Origin of the sequence: Bacteroides sp. DH3716P (assembly GCF_025914115.1) — a bacterium.
In the GTDB taxonomy this organism is placed as follows: Bacteria; Bacteroidota; Bacteroidia; order Bacteroidales; family Bacteroidaceae; genus Bacteroides; species Bacteroides ovatus.
In genome coordinates this window covers 4,405,064-4,424,549 of the sequence record NZ_CP083673.1, presented here as the reverse complement: position 1 = coordinate 4,424,549, position 19,486 = coordinate 4,405,064, and the positions used below count along the sequence as shown (strand labels likewise).

The window sequence follows — 19,486 nt, the reverse complement described above, 5'->3', positions numbered from 1 at the left end:
TATACAAAGGATTGAACAAGAAAGGCGGAGTTTTTCTTCAATCTCCGCCTTTCCTCCATATAATAAATCAATTGTTATTCTTCAGTATAACGCTCGATGGTCTGTGCTCTGTCTGGTCCTACAGATACAATCTTGATTTCTACACCAAGCTGTTCTTCCAGGAAAGTCAGGTAAGCATTGAATTCTTCCGGGAATTCATCTTCGCTCTGCATCTTGGTCATATCTGTCTGCCAGCCCGGAAGCTCTGCATATACAGGTTCTACGCCTTCTGTGATGTCATACGGGAAGTAGTCGATCTCTTCACCGTTCACTTTGTAAGCAACACACGCTTTGATTGTTTCGAAAGTATCGAGTACATCGCTCTTCATCATAATCAATTTGGTAACTCCGTTTATCATAACGGAATACTTCAACGCTACCAGGTCGATCCATCCGCAACGACGTTTACGACCGGTTACAGAACCGAATTCATGTCCCAACGTACACATCTTGTCGCCTGTTTCGTCAAACAGTTCTGATGGGAACGGACCTGCTCCTACACGAGTACAGTATGCCTTGAAGATACCATATACTTCACCGATACGGTTAGGTGCCACTCCAAGTCCGGTGCAGGCTCCCGCACATACGGTATTGGAAGAAGTCACAAACGGATATGAACCGAAATCAATATCAAGCATAGTACCCTGCGCTCCTTCACAAAGCACGCTCTTACCATCCTTCAACAGGTTATTCACTTCATGTTCGCTATCTACGAAATGGAATTGTTTCAGGTATTCGATACCTTCCAACCATGCTTTTTCCAGTTCAGTAAGATCGTATTCATAATTCAAGCTCTTCAGAATTTGTTCGTGACGAGCTTTTGCGGCAGCATACTTCTGATCGAAATTATGAAGAATATCACCTACACGAACACCGTTACGGCTCACTTTATCCGTGTAAGTAGGGCCGATACCCTTACCAGTAGTTCCTACTTTAGCATCACCTTTGGCTGCTTCGTATGCAGCATCCAGAATACGGTGTGTCGGAAGAATAAGATGAGCTTTCTTTGAAATGTGCAAACGTTCTTTCAGCGGATGACCCGATGCTTCAAGTGCTTCTGCCTCTGCTTTAAACAATGCCGGATCAAGTACCACACCGTTACCGATGATGTTTACCTTGTTTCCTTGAAAAATACCGGAAGGAATAGAGCGAAGCACATATTTCTGTCCTTCAAACTCAAGCGTGTGACCGGCATTCGGGCCGCCCTGAAAACGAGCAACCACATCATACTTAGGTGTTAAAACGTCGACTACTTTTCCTTTACCTTCGTCGCCCCATTGTAATCCTAATAGAACATCTACTTTCATTTTTCTTTTTTATTGTTGTTATTTACTTTTTTCCGTTTGTTAGCTCTGTCGCACTTACTACATACTCCATATATATATAAGGAGTAATGCGAAAGCTGGAAGCGGCTCAATTTCGTATTTTCAATGGCTTGCTGCAGTTCCTCGTTCTGAAACTCGGTCACTTTACCACATTGAGTACATATCTGATGATGATGTGTCTCGCGATTATATGATTTTTCGTATTGGGAGGAAGTACCGAACTGATGCTTAATGACCAGCCGTGCATTGATAAGAAGAATAATGGTGTTGTAGAGAGTCGCCCGGCTCACCCGGAAATTCTCCTGGTCCATCATTCGTGAATAAAGCATGTCAATATCGAAATGACCGTCGATAGAATAAATAGTATCGAGTATGGCGTAGCGTTCAGGAGTCTTTCGATGCCCGTTCGCCGTGAGATATTCCGTGAATATCTGCCTTACTGTATCTTTCACGTTTTGAGTTTCCATCATCAGCCAAAATTAGCGCGAACAAAGTTAAGCCTTTTTTGCGGAAAGCAAATGATAAAGAGAAGTTTTTTTAGTTCATCACAGAGTTAGACAGTTTTTTTATAAATTAAATGGAGGCTATCATTCGTTTTGTAGATTGGCTTATATAATAAACGAATAACAAGACGGTTTATTTTTTAGACGCGTCATCCGTGTTATCCGCGTCTAAAAAATTAAACCGTTATTTAATAAAAGGACTTACTCCATGAAAATAAGATTAGTCTACAGCAAGCTCTTCTTTCACCATATTGTAGAGCATCTGCTCTCCTTCCAAAGTAGAATCAGCCATACCTTCCACCAGGCGGCATACTTGAAAAGCATGTTCCTCGCTATGCTGCATATATTTGCGGATAACCAGCAAAGCTGCGTTACGAATATGATAGCTGTCGGAATGTACCGCACAAATCGCCTGGTCGAGCAATTCGCCGGAGGCACGTTCGGTCATATCCCCTTTCTTCATCAGAAGACGGGCGGCAGTCAGGAAACCACAAGTCTGCACGTACTCCTGTTCGTCGGCAATCCAGTGAAAAGATTTGGCCGGAGCATACGGTAAATGCTGGAAGAGATTCATACAAGTCAGTTCTGCTATTTCGATATTCCGGATGTTTTCCACCCAAATATCGGCTATCTCGGGATAAAACGTTTCGATCGGCTGAAGCATTCCCGCCAGAATCTTACACTCACGAATTTCCTCTTTCCATAAAGCCTGCGCCAGGTCATGATTCTTTTCGTAACCTTCGGCAATCATCTTGATACGAGGCAGTTCCACTCCGAAATTGAGTTTATAAACCAGCCCTTTCTCGCGCATACTTTGGGACACAGCCCCGTTCATAGAGAGACGGAGCTGTGTCTTGATATCTTTCAATTGTTCTTTAATATCCATTTCAGATCAGTTGTTTATGGAAGGCAGCGGAGAATAATCAGTGCTGTAACGCAACATTTGTTCTACATAACCTTCATCATAAGAAACTGTGACATCCGTAACGTTTCCGTTTTCATCTGTCACCAGTTCGTATTTCGGATTCACAAAACCTTTATAAGGAGCCAGATTCAACTTCTTATAACGTTCCAGAACTTCTGCATGTAAAGCCGGATCTACTTTTACGGCATAGTTTTCTACCAATGAACGGGCACCTTCAAAGTCGCCTGTCGATTTGATTCGCTGGATTTCAGCCAACAATTCGCCGAAAAGCTCGCGTACTTTCTGATAGTCATTGATAACCACATAAGTCTTTCCGTCTTTCTTCACCAATTCCACCACTTTATCGGCAGCCCCCTTCTCAAATACCCAACGGGCTATCAACTGGCGGTTACGCATGTGAGCTTCTTCCACAGTATTTCCCGGTTCGATACGTACCAATTGCGTCATCAGACCGTTCATCAGATAAGTATAATATTGAGCTTTATAAGCATCGGGAGAAGAGAGAAGTCCCAGTTCCACCAGCTTAGGGTCAGCCACATAATACAATCCGAACAAATCGGCACGCGCCTCTTCGATGGTAGAGCCGTATGCTTTCAAAGCATCAGGATCTACCTCCGGAAGTAACTTACCGGAACCGTGTCCTAAACATTCGTGCAAGTCCGTATGCAGCTCATCCGTTAAATCAGAATACGCATCGATCAGTTGTATTTCCGCATCGCTATAAACAAATTCTTCGTTGAATCCGTTTCCGTGAGCGGCTTTATTATAAGCATCTGTTATATTTCCGATTGTCACCGATTTAGAGCCGTGGTGAGCACGAATCCAGTTTGCATTCGGCAGATTGATACCGATAGCCGTTGCCGGGTAAAGATCACCTGCAAGGATAGCGGCAGTAATCACTTTAGCCGATACCCCTTTTACCTTTTCTTTCTTGAAAGATTTATCTACCGGAGAATGATCTTCAAACCACTGCGCATTGCTACTGATTATCTCTGTGCGGTGCGTTGATTCCAAATCTTTGAAATTCACCAAAGACTCCCAGCTCGCTTTCATACCCAACGGGTCACCGTAACTTTCAGTAAATCCATTCACAAAGTCGATTCGTGAATCAAGGTCTTTCACCCAAAGAATGGCATATTCATCGAAATCTTTCAGATTGCCTGTTTCATAGAATTGAATCAGTTTGGTGATGACGGCCTTTTGTGCCTCATTCTCTGCTACACCTTCCGCTTTCTTCAGCCAATAAACAATCTTCTCTATTGCCTGTGTATAGAGTCCGCCTACTTTCCAAACTTTCTCCTCCAACTTTCCGTTTTCTTTGACCAGCCGACTGTTCAGCCCGTAAGAAACCGGTGTTTCGTCTTTCGGGTCTTTCAGGGCGCTATAAAAACTCTCTGCCTCTTTCTGCGTCACTCCGTCATAATAGTTACAAGCAGAAGTCAACACAAGATCTTCGCCATCTGCCTGGTTTACCCGTTTCGGCATAACAGTCGGATCGAAAATCACCGGAAACAGTTCGGCACAAAGTTGTTCGGCAGTCTGTCCTTTCGCCAACGGCAGCAACTTGGCATCTATACCGAGTACAGCCTGTTTCAAGAACTCCTGCGAGAAGTTGGGCACGAATTTCTCCGTACCATAGTGGTGATGAATACCATTGGAGAACCATACCCTTTTCAGATACACCTCCATATTTTTAAAATCAGGCGTTGTTTTATCTCCCTGATAGTTTGTATATACTGCTTCGAGCATCCGACGGATTCTCAAATTATATTTTCCATTCTGGTCAAACAGAATATCCCTTCCCTCCAGAGCAGCCTCTGTCAGGTAATAAATCAGTTCCTTCTGTTTCAGCGTCAGTTCTTCAAATCCGGGAACTTTATAACGCAATATCTGTAAATCAGCAAATTGTTCCACTGTATAATCAAATTTGTCTGCTTCAGCAGTTGTTGTTTTACTTCCTCCGCACGATGTTAAAAGCGTAGCGGCCACTGTCATTAAAATCAGATGTTTTTTCATAATGCTAGCATTGATTAATTAAAATGAGAAAAGGAATTATCTCCAAAATCTTTCATTTAGAGGTAATTCCTTTTGACTAATTTCGGAACGCGCAATTATTTCTTATTTTCGAGATGTTTTTTGCGATATCCATTAGGAGTCTCACCTACGTTTTTGTAAAATGCAGCGTAAAAAGATTGACGATTTGCAAAGCCAACCATGGCACTAATTTCTTCCACATTTTTGTCGGCATAACGTTTGTCAGTCAATAAATGCAAAGCATCTTTTACTCTGTATTCATTCAACAGGCAAGAATAGTTCATGCCAAAGCGTGAGTTTACTACTGCAGAAAGGTAACGAGTATTCGTCTTCAATTCTTTCGCCAAGTCCTTAGCTGAATAGTCAGGATCCTTGTACTTCTTCTGTACAACGATGATATTCAGGATCTTGTCATACAACTCGTCTGCCAATTCCGGTCTAATCAAAGACCTGTATGCAGCCTTCTTTTCTTTCTTTTCCCTCAAATTGTAGGGACGTTTTTTCGGAGTTTCTTCCGTTTTTTTGTTCTCTAAATCGCTCATTGAATTAACTGGTTAGGGTTTGTTCATTTGTTAATAATTGCTCATTTGCAACGTAACATGTTACAAATGTCTTACTTTTTTTTTAAACACACAATTATTTTGTGCATTTTTTTTCTAAATAAACAATCAAAAACCTTGAAAAAGAAGGAATGAGTCCGAATAATAAGAAACTTTAACTTATTTATAATTCATATCAGAAACAGAAATCTACACATGATGAAAAATTGCCAAAGAAAAATGTACCTTTGCAGCATGGATAAATCAGCATCAATGAGAGAGACTTTAAAGACATATTTCGGGTACGATAATTTCCGTCCTCTGCAAGAAGAAATCATCCGACACATCCTGAACAAACAGGATGCATTGGTATTAATGCCCACTGGTGGGGGGAAATCAATCTGTTACCAACTTCCCGCACTGCTTTGCGAAGGTACTGCCGTTGTCGTTTCTCCCCTCATCTCATTGATGAAAGATCAGGTAGAAGCATTGCTGGCAAACGGCATCGCTGCCGGAGCGCTGAACAGCAGTAATGACGAAACAGAAAACGCTAATCTGCGCCGCGCATGCATTGAAGGTCGCCTGAAGCTGCTTTACATTTCACCGGAAAAACTTTTAGCTGAAAAGGACTATTTGTTGCGGGATATGAACATCTCTCTGTTTGCTATTGATGAAGCTCATTGTATTTCGCAATGGGGACATGATTTCCGTCCGGAATACACACAAATGGGAGTGCTCCACCAACAATTTCCGCAAATACCAATTGTCGCACTAACTGCCACCGCGGATAAAATCACGCGTGAAGACATCGTACGGCAATTGCATCTGAACCATCCGCGTACCTTCATTTCCTCGTTCGACCGTCCCAACATCAGCCTGACTGTGAAACGTGGATTTCAAGCGAAGGAAAAGAACAAGGCTATCTTAGAATTTATCCACCGCCACGGGGAAGAAAGCGGGATTATTTACTGCATGAGTCGAAGTAAGACGGAAACCGTCGCACAGATGTTACAGAAGCAGGGTATCCGCTGCGGTGTTTATCACGCCGGGTTATCCACTCAACACCGGGACGAAACACAGAATGATTTTATTAACGACCGCATACAAGTGGTATGTGCCACCATTGCTTTTGGAATGGGGATTGATAAATCAAATGTCCGCTGGGTGATACATTATAACCTGCCTAAAAGTATAGAAAGCTTTTATCAGGAAATAGGACGTGCCGGACGTGACGGGCTTCCCAGCAATACTGTCCTGTTTTATTCATTAGGCGACTTAATATTACTAACTAAATTCGCTTCGGAAAGTAATCAGCAAAATATCAATCTGGAAAAGCTCCAACGTATGCAGCAATACGCAGAGGCCGATATTTGCCGACGAAGAATCTTATTAAGCTACTTCGGAGAAACAACAACAGAGGATTGCGGTAACTGCGATGTTTGTAAAAATCCCCCTCAACGATTCGACGGTACAGTCATCGTGCAAAAAGCATTAAGTGCCATCGCACGCACAGAACAACAAATCAGCACAGGAGTGTTGATTGATATTCTTCGTGGAAACTATTCTGCGGAAGTAACCGGAAAAGGGTATCAGGAACTTAAAACGTTCGGTGCCGGACGCGACATTCCTCCTCGTGACTGGCAAGACTATCTGCTTCAAATGCTGCAACTCGGCTACTTTGAAATAGCTTATAATGAGAATAATCATCTCAAAATAACGTCAAGCGGAAGTGATGTTCTCTTCGGAAGGACACAAGCGGCATTGGTAGTTATCCAGCATGAGGAAGCAGTTACCCGAAAAGGAAAAAAGAAAAAAGTGGTTATCGCCAAAGAACTCCCCTTTGGTGCGGCAGGTGGCGAAAGCCAAGATTTGTTCGAAGCATTGCGAGGATTAAGAAAACAGCTTGCCGATCAGGAAGCTTTGCCCGCCTATATCGTATTGTCAGACAAAGTGTTGCATCTGCTTTGCATCTCACGTCCCACCACCATCGAAGAGTTTGGAGAAATCAGTGGTATCGGCGAACACAAGAAAAAGAAATATGGAAAGGATTTCGTAAATCTGATTAGACAGTTCGTAGAATAAAAGAAATTCTTGAATAGTATATATTAACGAGTCACCTGACTAATGATTATTCGTTCCACTAAGGTTATCTTTCCGTTCCACAGTTGTTTCCCTTTAGTTCCACATAGGTAGAACTAAAGGGAAACAACTGTGGAACGAACTAATGTCCATAGCAAAAGGCGCTCACTTATGTAAACCGGAAAGATATAGTTGGCTTATTAATAACTTCACTTGCATTGCCGCAATTGCTCGTGCAAATCAGCCGGAGGCACTCCCAATGAAATAGCTTTTTCAAAGTCAGCTTTTGCCAATCCTTTCTTCTTCTGTGCCAGGTAGATATTTCCACGCAACAGATAAGCATCAGCCGAGGCAGCATCCAACCGGATGGCTTCCTCCAAATCGACCAACGCCAAGTCTTCATGTTTCATCTCACGTTCCACATCGGCACGGGCAATATAGAGCGTCGCATCTTCAGGAGTGGCCGCAAGCATCTTATTCAATATTTCAAGAGCTTCCCGGAATTTTCCTTCTTTCTGCTCCAAAGTAGCCAGTCCCAGCCGTCCGCTATAGCTCTGCGGATCGAGTTCCAATAAACGATTATAATCTATTCTCGCAGCCGGATAATCGCGGCGGAGCACATAAATATAAGCACGCATCAACAAAGCTTCTTTGTTCTGCTTATCCTCGTCCAACACCTGGCAATAATCCGTATAAGCACGGTCTGTTTTTCCCATTTCCATATAAATGGCGGCACGGTCGAGCAAAATAGGGACTGCCAAAGGAGCAAAGTTCAGTGCAAAAGAATAAGATTCCAATGCTTTATCAAACTCGCCCAAACGGCGCTGAACCAATCCCAAGTTAGAAAAAAGCAGTGCATTCTTTGCGTTTTTCGGTTCCAACTTCAAAGCCTGAAGCAAAAGTTCCTCTGCCTGGGGAAGACTGTCTTTTTCGATACACTCAATGGCTCTCTCGGACAATTGCTGATAGGTTTGCGCAAAGGTAACAGCCGGAAAACAAAAAAGCAAAGCTATAATTATTCTTACCATGGTTCAGATCTTTTTATAGTGAATGAATTAATCCAATGGATATGCGTCAAAAGCAAACAGTTCGGTCGACAAATAACGCTCTCCCGTATCAGGTAACAACGCTACTATTTTTTTGTTCTTAAATTCCGGACGTTGTGACAGTTGACGGGCGGCATACACAGCTGCTCCCGAAGAAATACCCGCCAACAGACCTTCTGTTGCCGCTAACTCACGTCCTGCACGAATCGCTTCATCATCTGGCACGCCTATTACTTCATCCACCACCGAAGCATCATAAAGCTTCGGGATAAAATTCGCTCCAATACCTTGAATACGATGCGAGGCCGCCTCTCCGCCTGCCAACACTGGAGACGATGCCGGTTCCACAGCAACAATATAAATATTCGGATTATGTTTCTTCAAAGCACGAGCTACCCCGCAGACTGTTCCCCCGGTACCAACTCCGGCTACAAAAACGGCCACTTCACCGTCTGTATCCCTCCAAATTTCTTCACCCGTTGTCCGTTCATGAACAGCAGCATTGGCGGGATTTTCAAATTGTTGCAAAATCACCGAACCGGGAATACTATCACGCAACTCCTGCGCTTTGGCAATGGAAGCTGCCATCCCTCCCAGCCCATCTGTCAATACAATCTGCGCACCCAACGCTTTCAACAGATTCCGCCGTTCCAGACTCATCGTTTCGGGCATGGTCAATATCAGGTGATACCCTTTAATAGTAGCCACCATTGCCAACCCTACACCTGTATTTCCGCTTGTCGGCTCAATAATCGTTGCACCGGGTTTCAATGCTCCACGAGCTTCCGCATCTTCAATCATCGAAAGAGCGACTCTGTCTTTTACACTTCCCGCCGGATTAAAAGCCTCCAGTTTGGCAATAATATTTTGTTCCAGACCATACTTTCCACTATAACCGGAAAGTTCCATCAAAGGGGTATTCCCCACTAAATCTGTTAGTTTCTTTGCAATCTTTGCCATCTTATTACTTCATTTTTGTCACAAACACGACAAAGATATGGAAAAAAAGGTATGTTTTACATCACATCATGAGAAAGATAAGGAAAAGTATAGTAACTTTGTATCCGTTCAATCTTTTTAAGTTTACATATATGAAAAAGAGAATTATACAATTTCTCACGACCTATTTTTTATTTGTTCTTTTATTCGTTCTTCAGAAACCAATCTTCATGGTTTACTACCATGACTTATATACTAATGTATCTTTGGGTGACTATTTCCGCGTCATGTGGCACGGATTACCACTGGATTTATCTCTTGCGGGCTACCTGACCGCTATCCCCGGAATCCTGCTCATTGCTTCCGCCTGGACAAATTCATCCATACTCCGCCGCATCCGGCAAGGATATTTCGGAGTAATAGCCTTTGTCATGGCCTGCATTTTTATCATCGACCTGGGATTGTATGGCTTTTGGGGATTCCGTCTGGACGCCACTCCTATTTTCTATTTTTTCTCTTCTCCCAAAGATGCCATGGCAAGTGTCAGTTTTTGGTTCGTACTACTTGGAATTCTGGCTATATTGATCTATGCAGCAATTCTATACTGTATTTTCTATTGTGTCCTTATCCGGGAGAAAAAGCCTCTGAAAATACCTTATCGACGCCAGAATGTCTCGCTTGCACTGCTTTTGCTGACAGCGGCACTCTTCATCCCTATCCGGGGCGGATTCAGCGTATCCACCATGAATTTAAGCAAGGTGTATTTCAGTCAGGACCAACGCATGAATCATGCAGCCATTAATCCGGCATTCAGCTTCATGTATTCTGCCACCCATCAGAATAATTTCGATAAGCAGTATCGCTTCATGGACCCGAAAATAGCCGACGAATTATTTGCAGAGATGGTAGACAAACCCGTCGCAGTAACCGACAGCATCCCCCAATTATTGAATACACAACGCCCGAACATTATTTTCATTATCCTTGAGAGTTTCTCCACACACTTGATGGAAACTTTCGGAGGACAACCCAATGTGGCTGTCAACATGGATAAATTCGCAAAAGAAGGCGTATTATTCAGCAACTTCTACGGCAGCAGTTTCCGCACAGACCGCGGACTGGCATCTATCATCAGCGGATATCCCGGACAGCCGAGCACCAGCATCATGAAATATCCCGAAAAGACGGACAAACTTCCTTCCATCCCCCGCAGCTTGAAAAATGCAGGATACAGCCTCGAATACTACTATGGAGGAGATGCCGATTTCACCAATATGCGCTCTTACCTGGTATCTTCCGGAATCGAGAAGATTATTTCCGATAAAGATTTCCCTCTGTCCGAACGTACCGGAAAATGGGGAGCACAAGATCACGTTTTGTTCCAACGCCTGATGAAAGACCTGAAAGAAGAAAAACAAGAAGAGCCATTCCTGAAACTGGTTCAGACATCAAGCAGCCACGAACCATTCGAAGTTCCGTTCCACAGGCTGGATGATAAAGTCCTCAACTCCTTTGCGTATGCCGACAGTTGTGTGGGAAATTTCGTGAAACAGTATCAGGAAACACCGTTATGGAAAAACACACTGTTTGTTCTCGTTCCCGATCATCAGGGTGCATACCCATACCCGATAGAAAATCCGCTGGACGGACAAACCATTCCGCTGATTTTAATCGGAGGTGCAATTAAACAACCTCTCGTAATAGATACCTATGCTTCGCAAATTGACATTGCCGCCACTTTGCTCGCTCAATTAGGATTGCCGCACGATGAATTTACTTTCAGCAAGAATATCCTGAATCCGGGTTCTCCTCATTTCGCATACTTTACCCGGCCGGATTATTTCGGAATGATTACTGCCGATAACCAATTGGTGTACAATCTGGACGCCAATACCGTACAACTGGACGAAGGCACCGCCAAAGGAGCTAACCTGGAAAAAGGAAAAGCGTTCTTACAGAAGCTCTACGATGATCTTGCCAAACGCTAATTATTAAGAAATATGGAATATTTATAAGGTAATATAGGACATTTACTATTCTTTATTGTATATTTGCGACGTTAAAAATAGATCAATAAAGCCGGATGATACATAGCGAAATCGTGCAATTCCTTTCGGAGATAGATACAAATATCTTCTTATCTTTCAATGGTATACACTCCCCTTTCTGGGATTATTTCATGAGTTCCTTTACGGGTAAAATAATCTGGGTTCCCATGTATGCCACCATATTATACATATTATTAAGAAATTTCCATTGGAAGGTAGTCGTATGTTATGTGGCAGCTATCGCGCTCACGATAACCTTTGCCGACCAAATGTGCAGCAGTATCATCCGCCCGGTAGTGGCACGCCTGCGTCCCGCCAATCCGGACAACCCTATTGTGGATATGGTATATATCGTAAACGGGTATCGTGGAGGAAGTTATGGTTTCCCATCGTGCCATGCGGCCAATTCATTGGGTCTTGCCATGTTTGTAGTATTTCTGTTCCGTAAACGTTGGCTAAGTATTTTCATCGTAACTTGGGCAATTCTTAACTGCTATACACGTATATACTTGGGTGTACATTATCCCGGTGATTTACTCGTAGGAGGTATTATCGGAGGATTCGGCGGTTGGCTATTCTGTACTATCGCTCACAAAATAGCCATTTATTTGGAACCTTCCACCCGTACGAAGAGAAAAGATATAAAACAATGGCCAGTCACTATTTATGTAGGATTGCTGACAGTGCTCGGTATCATTATATATTCCATAATTAAAAGCTGGTAAGGTTCACCACAGATTGCACAGATTCACACAGATTTCAAATGATAAAAAAGATATTCCACAAGAAGAATGAAGAGTAAGTGGAGTTATCAAACAAAATCTGAATATTAAAAATCACCCACGTTATAGATAGCTATAACGTGGGTGAAATTATTTATAAAGGGCTGTTATACAGCTCCATCAGCAATCTGTGTGAATCGGTGTAATCTGTGGTGTAGAATATCAAGCTTTCTTGATATAATCAACAATCCACTGTCCTACTTCTTTCGTTCCGTATTTAGCACCGTCAGCCACCTGAATTTCCGGTGTACGTACATTCTCATCCAAAGAAGCGTCTACTGCTTTACGAATCAGCGCACCTTCTTCTTTGCAATCGAAATACTCGAACAACATAGCTACGGAAAGAATTTGTGCCAACGGATTAGCAATATTCAATCCTTTAGCCTGCGGCCATGAACCGTGAATCGGTTCAAACACCGGAGTACTCTCGCCTGTGGAAGCAGAAGGAAGCAAGCCCATAGAACCACTGATTACAGAACCTTCGTCAGTCAGAATATCACCGAAGGTGTTTTCCGTTACCATCACATCGAAGAAAGCAGGTTCCTGAATCATCTTCATTGCAGCATTGTCCACAAACATATAATCTGTTGTCACTTCCGGATAGTTCGGAGCCATTTCCTGTGCAATCTGACGCCACAGACGGGAAGAAGCCAACACGTTTGCCTTATCTACCACCGTCAGGTGTTTTCTGCGCTTCATCGCATATTCAAAAGCCACTTTCAAGATACGTTCGATTTCCGGGCGAGTATAATAGTTGGTATCATACGCTTTGTCATTATCCTGATACTTTTCACCGAAATACATACCTCCGGTCAACTCACGGATACAGATAAAATCTGCGTTCTCTACCAGTTCCGCACGCAACGGAGATTTGTGAATCAGGCATTTGAATGTCTGCACCGGACGGATATTAGCGAAAAGTCCCAATTTCTTACGCATCGCCAACAAACCTTGTTCCGGACGTACCTTAGCAGTAGGGTCGTTATCAAATTTCGGATCGCCTACGGCAGAGAATAAAACAGCATCCGCATCTTTACAAACCTGATAGGTTGCTTCCGGAAACGGATCGCCTACTTTATCAATCGCATCAGCTCCACAGATTGCATATTCGTAACTTACTTTGTGGCCAAACTTCTCGCAAACAGCACTCATCACATCTACACCTTGCACAGAGATCTCCGGTCCGATGCCGTCGCCTGCTAATACAGCAATTTTAAAATCCATAATCGTTTATTCTTCTATTTATATATTCTTATAAAAAACATTCTTTGGGCAAGTTATCTCTCACTTGCTCTTCTCGTATTCATCTTCGATGAGGTTCAACATCTTCATAGTAGCTTTGATGGCAGCTTCCGTCTGATCGGCATCAAGTCCGCGGGTACGGAACACCTGCTCGTCATAACTCCATGTGATTACTGTCTGCACAAATGCATCCGTGCGCCCACCAGGAGGGATTGTCACCGCATAATTGGTCAGCATCGGGAATTTGCGTCCCAATGTCACCTTATATATCTTACGCAATGCACGAACAAAAGCATCATACTGGCCATCACCGCCTGAACTCTCTTCGTACTCTTTTCCGTTGATTTCTATCTTCAACGTAGCCATCGGTTTCAATCCATGAGCCAGATTCACAAAATAGCTCTTCAGTTTGACCTTCTCACCAATCGCTCCATGCTTCAACACATCAGAAACGATGTACGGCAAATCTTCCTGTGTCACCAATTCTTTCTTGTCGCCCAGTTCGATGATACGCTCCGTCACCTTGCGCATAGCATCTTCATCCAGCTCCAATCCGAGGTCTTCGAGATTTTTGCGGATATTGGCTTTGCCGCTTGTCTTGCCCAACGCATATTCACGTTTACGGCCAAAGCGTTCGGGAAGCAAATCATTACAGTAAAGATTATTTTTGTTATCTCCGTCGGCATGTACTCCTGCCACTTGCGTAAAGACATTCTCACCTACAATCGGTTTGTTGGCAGGTATCATAATGCCCGAATAAGACTCCACTACCCGGCTGACATCATTCAAACGGCTCTCGTCGATATTGGTCGCCGCATTGAAATGATCTTTCAGGATGGCTTGCACACTTGCGAGGGGAGCATTTCCAGCCCGTTCGCCCAGTCCGTTGATGGTGGTATGCAGTCCTTTGACACCGCTTAATACGGCTGCAAGAACGTTGCTCACTGCCAAATCATAGTCATTGTGCGCATGGAAATCGAGATGAGTATTCGGATAACGTTTCTTCATCTTCCGCATATACTCTATCACTTGCAAGGGATTCAAGATACCCAACGTGTCAGGCAACATATAACGCTTGACACTCGTCTCTTGCAATCCATCCATCAACTGGAATACATATTCGGGAGAATCCTTGATACCGTTACTCCAATCTTCCAGATAAACATTGACGGTTATATCCTGCTCGTCGGCATAATGCACCACATTAATGATATCTGCCAGATGTTCTTCCGGTGTCTTTTTCAGTTGTTGCGTACAATGCTTCAGTGAACCTTTGCAAAGAAGATTAATCACGCGACAACCAGTACGCTGAATCCAATCGACAGAAGTATGCCCGTCAACAAAGCCGAGCACTTCCACTTTATGGAGCAGATTACGACGGGCCGCCCAGTCGCAAATCATCTTCACGGCTTCAAACTCACCGTCCGACACACGCGCCGAAGCAACCTCCACCCGGTCTACCTTCAAATCTTCTAACAGCAAACGGGCGATCATTAGTTTCTCATGAGGCACGAAAGATACTCCGCTGGTTTGTTCACCATCACGGAGCGTTGTGTCCATGATTTCTATTTTCACGCCTTCTTTTCCCATTCTTCTATTTTATCTTTATTGCTTAACAAGAAATCGATATCGTCCAATCCGTTCATCAAACAAAGTTTCTTGTAAGCATTGATTTCAAAATGTTCACTTTTACCTGTCGCCTTGTTGGTGATGGTCTGTTCGGGAAGATTCACTTCCACTTCCATCTTCGGGTCTGCTTCTATCGAATCGAACAATTCTTGCAGAAACTCTTCGGTTACAACCACCGGAAGCACAAAGTTGTTCAACTCATTATTCTTATGAATATCGGCAAAAAAACTGGATACCACCACACGGAAACCATAGCCGGCAATTGCCCAGGCTGCGTGTTCACGGCTGGAACCCGAACCGAAGTTCTTACCTGCCACCAATATCTGTCCGCTGTAAGTAGGGTTGTTCAACACAAAATCCTTGTTCAGGGAACCATCTGCATTGTAACGCCAGTCACGGAAAAGGTTATCACCGAAGAATTTCTCTTCACGAGTGGTTGCTTTCAAGAAACGTGCCGGAATAATCTGGTCGGTATCTACGTTTTCTAAAGGAAGAGGTACACAAGTACTTGTGATTATATTAAATTTTGTCTTAGCCATCGCCTTATTTATGAATTATAAATTATGATTTATGATTGAAATTACATCAGTTCTCTCGGATCGGTAATCACACCTGTCACCGCAGCAGCAGCAGCCACCAGAGGACTAGCTAACAAGGTGCGTGCACCAGGTCCCTGACGTCCTTCGAAGTTACGGTTGCTGGTAGATACCGAATATTTTCCGGCAGGAATCTTATCATCGTTCATCGCCAGACAAGCAGAACATCCCGGCTGACGAATAGCAAATCCGGCTTCCGTCAAAATCTTGTCGATTCCTTCCTTACGGATCTGTGCGTCTACCATCCATGAACCCGGAACCAGCCATGCAATTACATTTTCCGCTTTCTTGCGACCTTTCACGATGGAAGCAAATGCACGGAAATCTTCGATACGACCGTTTGTACAAGCTCCAAGGAATACATAATCAATCTTTTTGCCCAACAAAGATTCTCCCGGTTGGAATCCCATGTAGTCCATTGATTTCTTGAATGAAACCTGTGCAGCTTCGCTCATTCCTTCCATCGTAGGAATGTGCTGTGTGATGCCCATACCCATACCCGGATTCGTTCCGTAAGTAATCATCGGCTCAATATCAGCAGCTTCAAAACGGACTTCCTTGTCGAATACGGCATCGTCATCACTCTTCAATGTCTTCCAATATGCCAAAGCCTTGTCCCATGCTTCGCCTTGCGGAGCACTTTCACGTCCCTTGATATATTCAAAAGTCACTTCGTCCGGAGCAACCATCCCTCCACGTGCACCCATTTCGATAGAAAGGTTACAAAGGGTAAGACGTCCCTCCATTGTCAGATTGCGGATAGCCGAACCTGCATATTCTACGAAGTAACCGGTAGCACCGCTGGTAGTCATCTTGGACATCATATACAGAGCTACATCTTTTGCAGTCACCCCTTTGCCCAGTTCACCGTCTACGGTGATACGCATTGTTTTCGGTCTTGACTGAAGAATACATTGCGAAGCCAATACCATTTCCACTTCACTTGTTCCGATGCCGAAAGCGATTGCTCCCATCGCACCATGAGTAGAAGTGTGAGAGTCACCGCAGACAATCGTCATTCCCGGCAAAGTCAAACCACGTTCGGGACCTACCACATGGATAATTCCATTCTTCGGATGCATCATACCGTAGTGTGTCAAACCAAAATCCTTCGCATTCTTAGTCAATGTGTCGACCTGCGTTTTAGAAATCGGATCCTCAATCTCCTTATCCTGATCGTGTGTCGGTGTATTATGGTCGGGCATACAAAATACCTTTTCCGGACGCAACACTCCGATTCCACGTTCACGCAATCCGGCAAAAGCTTGCGGACTAGTCACTTCGTGACAATATAAGCGATCAATATAAAGCTGTGTAGGACCATCTTCCACAGTAGTCACCACGTGGGCATCCCATATCTTATCAAATAATGTATTCATCTGTTTATTTACTATTTTACTAATTACTATTTACTATTTTAGTCAACCTCTACAATGCCGATACGACTGTCAGTCTCTTTTTTATGATTTGAATTTATTAATACAGTCAATATAAGCTTCTACGGAAGCGGCAATAATATCTGTATTAGCTCCAAAACCATAATAAATCTGGTTATCGTATTCTACCTGCATGTGTACTTTACCTACATCATCACTTCCCTTGCTGATAGCCTGAATAGTAAACTCTTTCAAAGTCATGTGGCGTTCTACAATCTTCTTCAATGCCTTGATAGCTGCATCTACCGGACCGTTACCACTAGCACAAGCCTCAAACTTCTCACCGGCAATGTTCAATCCCAAACTAGCTACCGAACGAACGCCGACACCACTCGTCACCTGCAAATAATCCAGTTTGATGCGATGATTCTGGCTACGGTCTGCGCCTGCCAATACTAAAATATCGTCATCATTAATATCTTTTTTCTTATCAGCCAACTTCAAGAACTCATCATATACCTTATCCAGCTTTTCCTGCTCCAGGTCAACTCCCAAAATAGAAAGACGATTTTTCAATGCGGCACGTCCGCTACGGGCTGTCAATACGATAGAGTTATCATCAATACCCACATCATGCGGATCAATAATCTCATACGTCTGTACATTCTTCAATACACCGTCCTGATGGATACCTGAAGAATGTGCGAAAGCATTACGTCCAACGATCGCTTTATTCGGCTGTACTGGCATATTCATTAAGCTGGATACCATGCGGCTGGTCGGATAAATCTTCTGTGTATTGATATTGGTCTGAATATCTATTTCGTGGTGACTTTTGATAATCATGGCGATTTCTTCGAGGGCAGTATTTCCTGCACGTTCGCCGATACCGTTGATGGTCACTTCCACCTGACGTGCGCCGTTCAAAACACCGGCTATCGTATTGGCAGTAGCCATACCCAAGTCGTTGTGACAGTGAGTAGAAAGTATGGCATTATCGATGCCGTCTACATGGTCGATCAGGTATTTTATTTTAGCACCATATTCTGAAGGTAAGCAATAACCCGTTGTATCAGGAATATTCACTACGGTAGCTCCTGCTTTGATAACGGCTTCCACCACACGTGCCAGATATTCGTTATCCGTACGGCCTGCGTCTTCTGCATAAAACTCTACATCGTCCACAAAACGGCGGGCGTATTTCACGGCAGCTACCGCACGTTCGATAATCTCTTCACGATTCGAATTGAATTTATATTTAATGTGCGAATCAGAAGTACCGATACCGGTATGAATACGTTTATGTTTAGCAAATTTCAGTGCATCTACAGCAACATCAATATCTTTTTGAACTGCACGTGTTAAAGCACAGATAGTAGGCCAAGTCACCGCTTTTGAAATCTCAATCACTGAATTAAAATCTCCCGGGCTCGAAATGGGGAATCCGGCTTCAATCACGTCTACTCCCAACGCTTCCAATGCCTTTGCTACCTGAATCTTCTCTACTGTATTCAACTGGCATCCCGGAACCTGTTCACCATCTCTAAGAGTGGTATCAAAAATAAATAACCTATTGTCCATATTCAATGTATATTATATAATTATTAGCATTAAAAAAGCCTTTCACACTTGGAAGTGAGAAAGGCTTTCGTATATTTTCATTTATACACATTTACGCGCAGCACTCACTTCCACTAACCTTTGATAGTAGAATAATAATACCGCATAGTAGAATATGTATAAACATCTGGTTCATTTCTTGTCTCTTTTATAGTTTGACGGTGCAAAGGTATGGATTATTTCTTTTCCACCAAATAATACGTTACTTTTTTATCGAAAAAAATATCATTTCATAAGTTAAAGCCGATTTTTACCAAAAATATATCACGAATACAGGTCTATATTTCATTAAAAGAAAAGAGGGAGCAGAATGTTTTTCAGCATTCTCTCCCTCTTCTTCTTTATTGTTCTAAATCAATAGATTACTTCTTATCGCAACATTCTTTCTTTTCTGCGCAATCTGCTTTTTTGTCGCAAGCAGTAGCACAAGAATCTTTAGCCTGGCAGCAAGAATCAGATTCAACAACAGCTTCTACAGTTTCTACGGTTGTTTCTTCACCTTCAGAAGCAGCGTTAGTAGTTTTGTTACCAGCACAAGACATCATTGCAAAAGAAAATGTTACTGCTACAGCAGCCAAAAATAATTTAGTTTTCATACTTTTCAAATTTGCTTTAAACGTTTAATAAAATAATTGTCGGTCGCAAATATAACACTTTTTTTGCAAAGTACCAAACAACAGAAAGCCCCTTGATTCGTTGCTGAATCAAGGGGCTTCTCTAAAAACGGCGGCTACCTACTCTCCCACTGTTACGCAGTACCATCG

General features: G+C 43.1%; 16 protein-coding genes. 3 read left to right on the top strand and 13 right to left on the bottom strand.

What is annotated here, in order from left to right; genetic code table 11:
• Positions 1-74: 74 nt before the first annotated feature.
• The 5 genes from KQP79_RS16540 to KQP79_RS16520 form a co-directional block, all read right to left on the bottom strand.
• Positions 75-1,346: an adenylosuccinate synthase gene (locus tag KQP79_RS16540; protein WP_004301093.1), complete on the bottom strand. Its 1,272-nt coding sequence runs from the start codon at positions 1,344-1,346 to the stop codon at positions 75-77.
• Positions 1,343-1,831: a Fur family transcriptional regulator gene (locus KQP79_RS16535; protein ID WP_008025868.1), complete on the bottom strand. Its 489-nt coding sequence runs from the start codon at positions 1,829-1,831 to the stop codon at positions 1,343-1,345. The genes KQP79_RS16540 and KQP79_RS16535 overlap by 4 nt, the downstream gene beginning before the upstream one ends.
• Before the next feature lie 256 nt (positions 1,832-2,087).
• Complete coding sequence (locus tag KQP79_RS16530) at positions 2,088-2,753, bottom strand: DNA alkylation repair protein (protein WP_004314019.1); 666 nt, start codon at positions 2,751-2,753, stop codon at positions 2,088-2,090.
• Positions 2,754-2,759: 6 nt separating this feature from the next.
• Entirely contained in the window at positions 2,760-4,808 is a 2,049-nt protein-coding gene (locus KQP79_RS16525) for a dipeptidyl-peptidase 3 family protein (protein ID WP_008644768.1), read from the bottom strand.
• Between the two features lie 95 nt (positions 4,809-4,903).
• Entirely contained in the window at positions 4,904-5,368 is a 465-nt protein-coding gene (locus tag KQP79_RS16520; RefSeq protein WP_004301101.1) for a helix-turn-helix domain-containing protein, read from the bottom strand.
• Between the two features lie 270 nt (positions 5,369-5,638).
• Between KQP79_RS16520 and recQ the strand changes: the two genes are divergently transcribed.
• A complete protein-coding gene (gene recQ, locus KQP79_RS16515; RefSeq protein ID WP_008025863.1) occupies positions 5,639-7,447 on the top strand; it encodes a DNA helicase RecQ in 1,809 nt (602 codons plus the stop codon).
• Between the two features lie 206 nt (positions 7,448-7,653).
• On the opposite strand, the gene KQP79_RS16510 is transcribed toward recQ, so the two are convergent.
• Both KQP79_RS16510 and cysK read right to left on the bottom strand, forming a co-directional pair.
• Positions 7,654-8,472: a tetratricopeptide repeat protein gene (locus KQP79_RS16510; RefSeq protein WP_004311786.1), complete on the bottom strand. Its 819-nt coding sequence runs from the start codon at positions 8,470-8,472 to the stop codon at positions 7,654-7,656.
• Positions 8,473-8,499: 27 nt separating this feature from the next.
• On the bottom strand, positions 8,500-9,450 hold the full coding sequence (gene cysK, locus KQP79_RS16505) for a cysteine synthase A (RefSeq protein ID WP_004311787.1): 951 nt from the start codon (positions 9,448-9,450) through the stop codon (positions 8,500-8,502).
• A 131-nt stretch (positions 9,451-9,581) separates the two neighbouring features.
• On the opposite strand from cysK, the gene KQP79_RS16500 reads away from it, so the two are divergent.
• On the top strand, positions 9,582-11,417 hold the full coding sequence (locus KQP79_RS16500; RefSeq protein ID WP_008644767.1) for an LTA synthase family protein: 1,836 nt from the start codon (positions 9,582-9,584) through the stop codon (positions 11,415-11,417).
• Positions 11,418-11,512: 95 nt separating this feature from the next.
• On the top strand, positions 11,513-12,202 hold the full coding sequence (locus tag KQP79_RS16495; RefSeq protein WP_004311789.1) for a phosphatase PAP2 family protein: 690 nt from the start codon (positions 11,513-11,515) through the stop codon (positions 12,200-12,202).
• 219 nt (positions 12,203-12,421) lie between these two features.
• Here the strand turns inward: KQP79_RS16495 and leuB are convergent, their stop codons facing one another.
• The 6 genes from leuB to KQP79_RS16465 all read right to left on the bottom strand — a co-directional run bounded on the left by leuB (position 12,422) and on the right by KQP79_RS16465 (position 19,318).
• Positions 12,422-13,483: a 3-isopropylmalate dehydrogenase gene (gene leuB, locus KQP79_RS16490; RefSeq protein WP_004311790.1), complete on the bottom strand. Its 1,062-nt coding sequence runs from the start codon at positions 13,481-13,483 to the stop codon at positions 12,422-12,424.
• 60 nt (positions 13,484-13,543) lie between these two features.
• Positions 13,544-15,091 carry an alpha-isopropylmalate synthase regulatory domain-containing protein gene (locus KQP79_RS16485; protein ID WP_004315473.1) on the bottom strand — a complete coding sequence of 516 codons (1,548 nt, stop codon included), beginning with the start codon at positions 15,089-15,091 and terminating at the stop codon, positions 13,544-13,546.
• Positions 15,073-15,669 (bottom strand): 3-isopropylmalate dehydratase small subunit, encoded by a 597-nt coding sequence (gene leuD, locus KQP79_RS16480; RefSeq protein ID WP_004307192.1) that lies wholly within the window; start codon positions 15,667-15,669, stop codon positions 15,073-15,075. The genes KQP79_RS16485 and leuD overlap by 19 nt, the downstream gene beginning before the upstream one ends.
• 41 nt (positions 15,670-15,710) lie before the next feature.
• Positions 15,711-17,105: a 3-isopropylmalate dehydratase large subunit gene (leuC, locus tag KQP79_RS16475; protein ID WP_004311792.1), complete on the bottom strand. Its 1,395-nt coding sequence runs from the start codon at positions 17,103-17,105 to the stop codon at positions 15,711-15,713.
• An 81-nt stretch (positions 17,106-17,186) separates the two neighbouring features.
• Positions 17,187-18,683 (bottom strand): 2-isopropylmalate synthase, encoded by a 1,497-nt coding sequence (locus tag KQP79_RS16470; RefSeq protein WP_004315472.1) that lies wholly within the window; start codon positions 18,681-18,683, stop codon positions 17,187-17,189.
• Positions 18,684-19,084: 401 nt separating this feature from the next.
• Complete coding sequence (locus KQP79_RS16465) at positions 19,085-19,318, bottom strand: hypothetical protein (RefSeq protein WP_004311794.1); 234 nt, start codon at positions 19,316-19,318, stop codon at positions 19,085-19,087.
• Between the last annotated feature and the right edge of the window lie 168 nt (positions 19,319-19,486).

Bases quoted from the DNA above. Each gene is read 5' to 3' on its own strand.
- KQP79_RS16540 (WP_004301093.1), bottom strand. From the start codon at position 1,346: ATGAAAGTAGATGTTCTATTAGGATTACAATGGGGCGACGAAGGTAAA.
- KQP79_RS16535 (WP_008025868.1), bottom strand. From the start codon at position 1,831: ATGGAAACTCAAAACGTGAAAGATACAGTAAGGCAGATATTCACGGAA.
- KQP79_RS16530 (WP_004314019.1), bottom strand. From the start codon at position 2,753: ATGGATATTAAAGAACAATTGAAAGATATCAAGACACAGCTCCGTCTC.
- KQP79_RS16525 (WP_008644768.1), bottom strand. From the start codon at position 4,808: ATGAAAAAACATCTGATTTTAATGACAGTGGCCGCTACGCTTTTAACA.
- KQP79_RS16520 (WP_004301101.1), bottom strand. From the start codon at position 5,368: ATGAGCGATTTAGAGAACAAAAAAACGGAAGAAACTCCGAAAAAACGT.
- recQ (WP_008025863.1), top strand. From the start codon at position 5,639: ATGAGAGAGACTTTAAAGACATATTTCGGGTACGATAATTTCCGTCCT.
- KQP79_RS16510 (WP_004311786.1), bottom strand. From the start codon at position 8,472: ATGGTAAGAATAATTATAGCTTTGCTTTTTTGTTTTCCGGCTGTTACC.
- cysK (WP_004311787.1), bottom strand. From the start codon at position 9,450: ATGGCAAAGATTGCAAAGAAACTAACAGATTTAGTGGGGAATACCCCT.
- KQP79_RS16500 (WP_008644767.1), top strand. From the start codon at position 9,582: ATGAAAAAGAGAATTATACAATTTCTCACGACCTATTTTTTATTTGTT.
- KQP79_RS16495 (WP_004311789.1), top strand. From the start codon at position 11,513: ATGATACATAGCGAAATCGTGCAATTCCTTTCGGAGATAGATACAAAT.
- leuB (WP_004311790.1), bottom strand. From the start codon at position 13,483: ATGGATTTTAAAATTGCTGTATTAGCAGGCGACGGCATCGGACCGGAG.
- KQP79_RS16485 (WP_004315473.1), bottom strand. From the start codon at position 15,091: ATGGGAAAAGAAGGCGTGAAAATAGAAATCATGGACACAACGCTCCGT.
- leuD (WP_004307192.1), bottom strand. From the start codon at position 15,669: ATGGCTAAGACAAAATTTAATATAATCACAAGTACTTGTGTACCTCTT.
- leuC (WP_004311792.1), bottom strand. From the start codon at position 17,105: ATGAATACATTATTTGATAAGATATGGGATGCCCACGTGGTGACTACT.
- KQP79_RS16470 (WP_004315472.1), bottom strand. From the start codon at position 18,683: ATGGACAATAGGTTATTTATTTTTGATACCACTCTTAGAGATGGTGAA.
- KQP79_RS16465 (WP_004311794.1), bottom strand. From the start codon at position 19,318: ATGAAAACTAAATTATTTTTGGCTGCTGTAGCAGTAACATTTTCTTTT.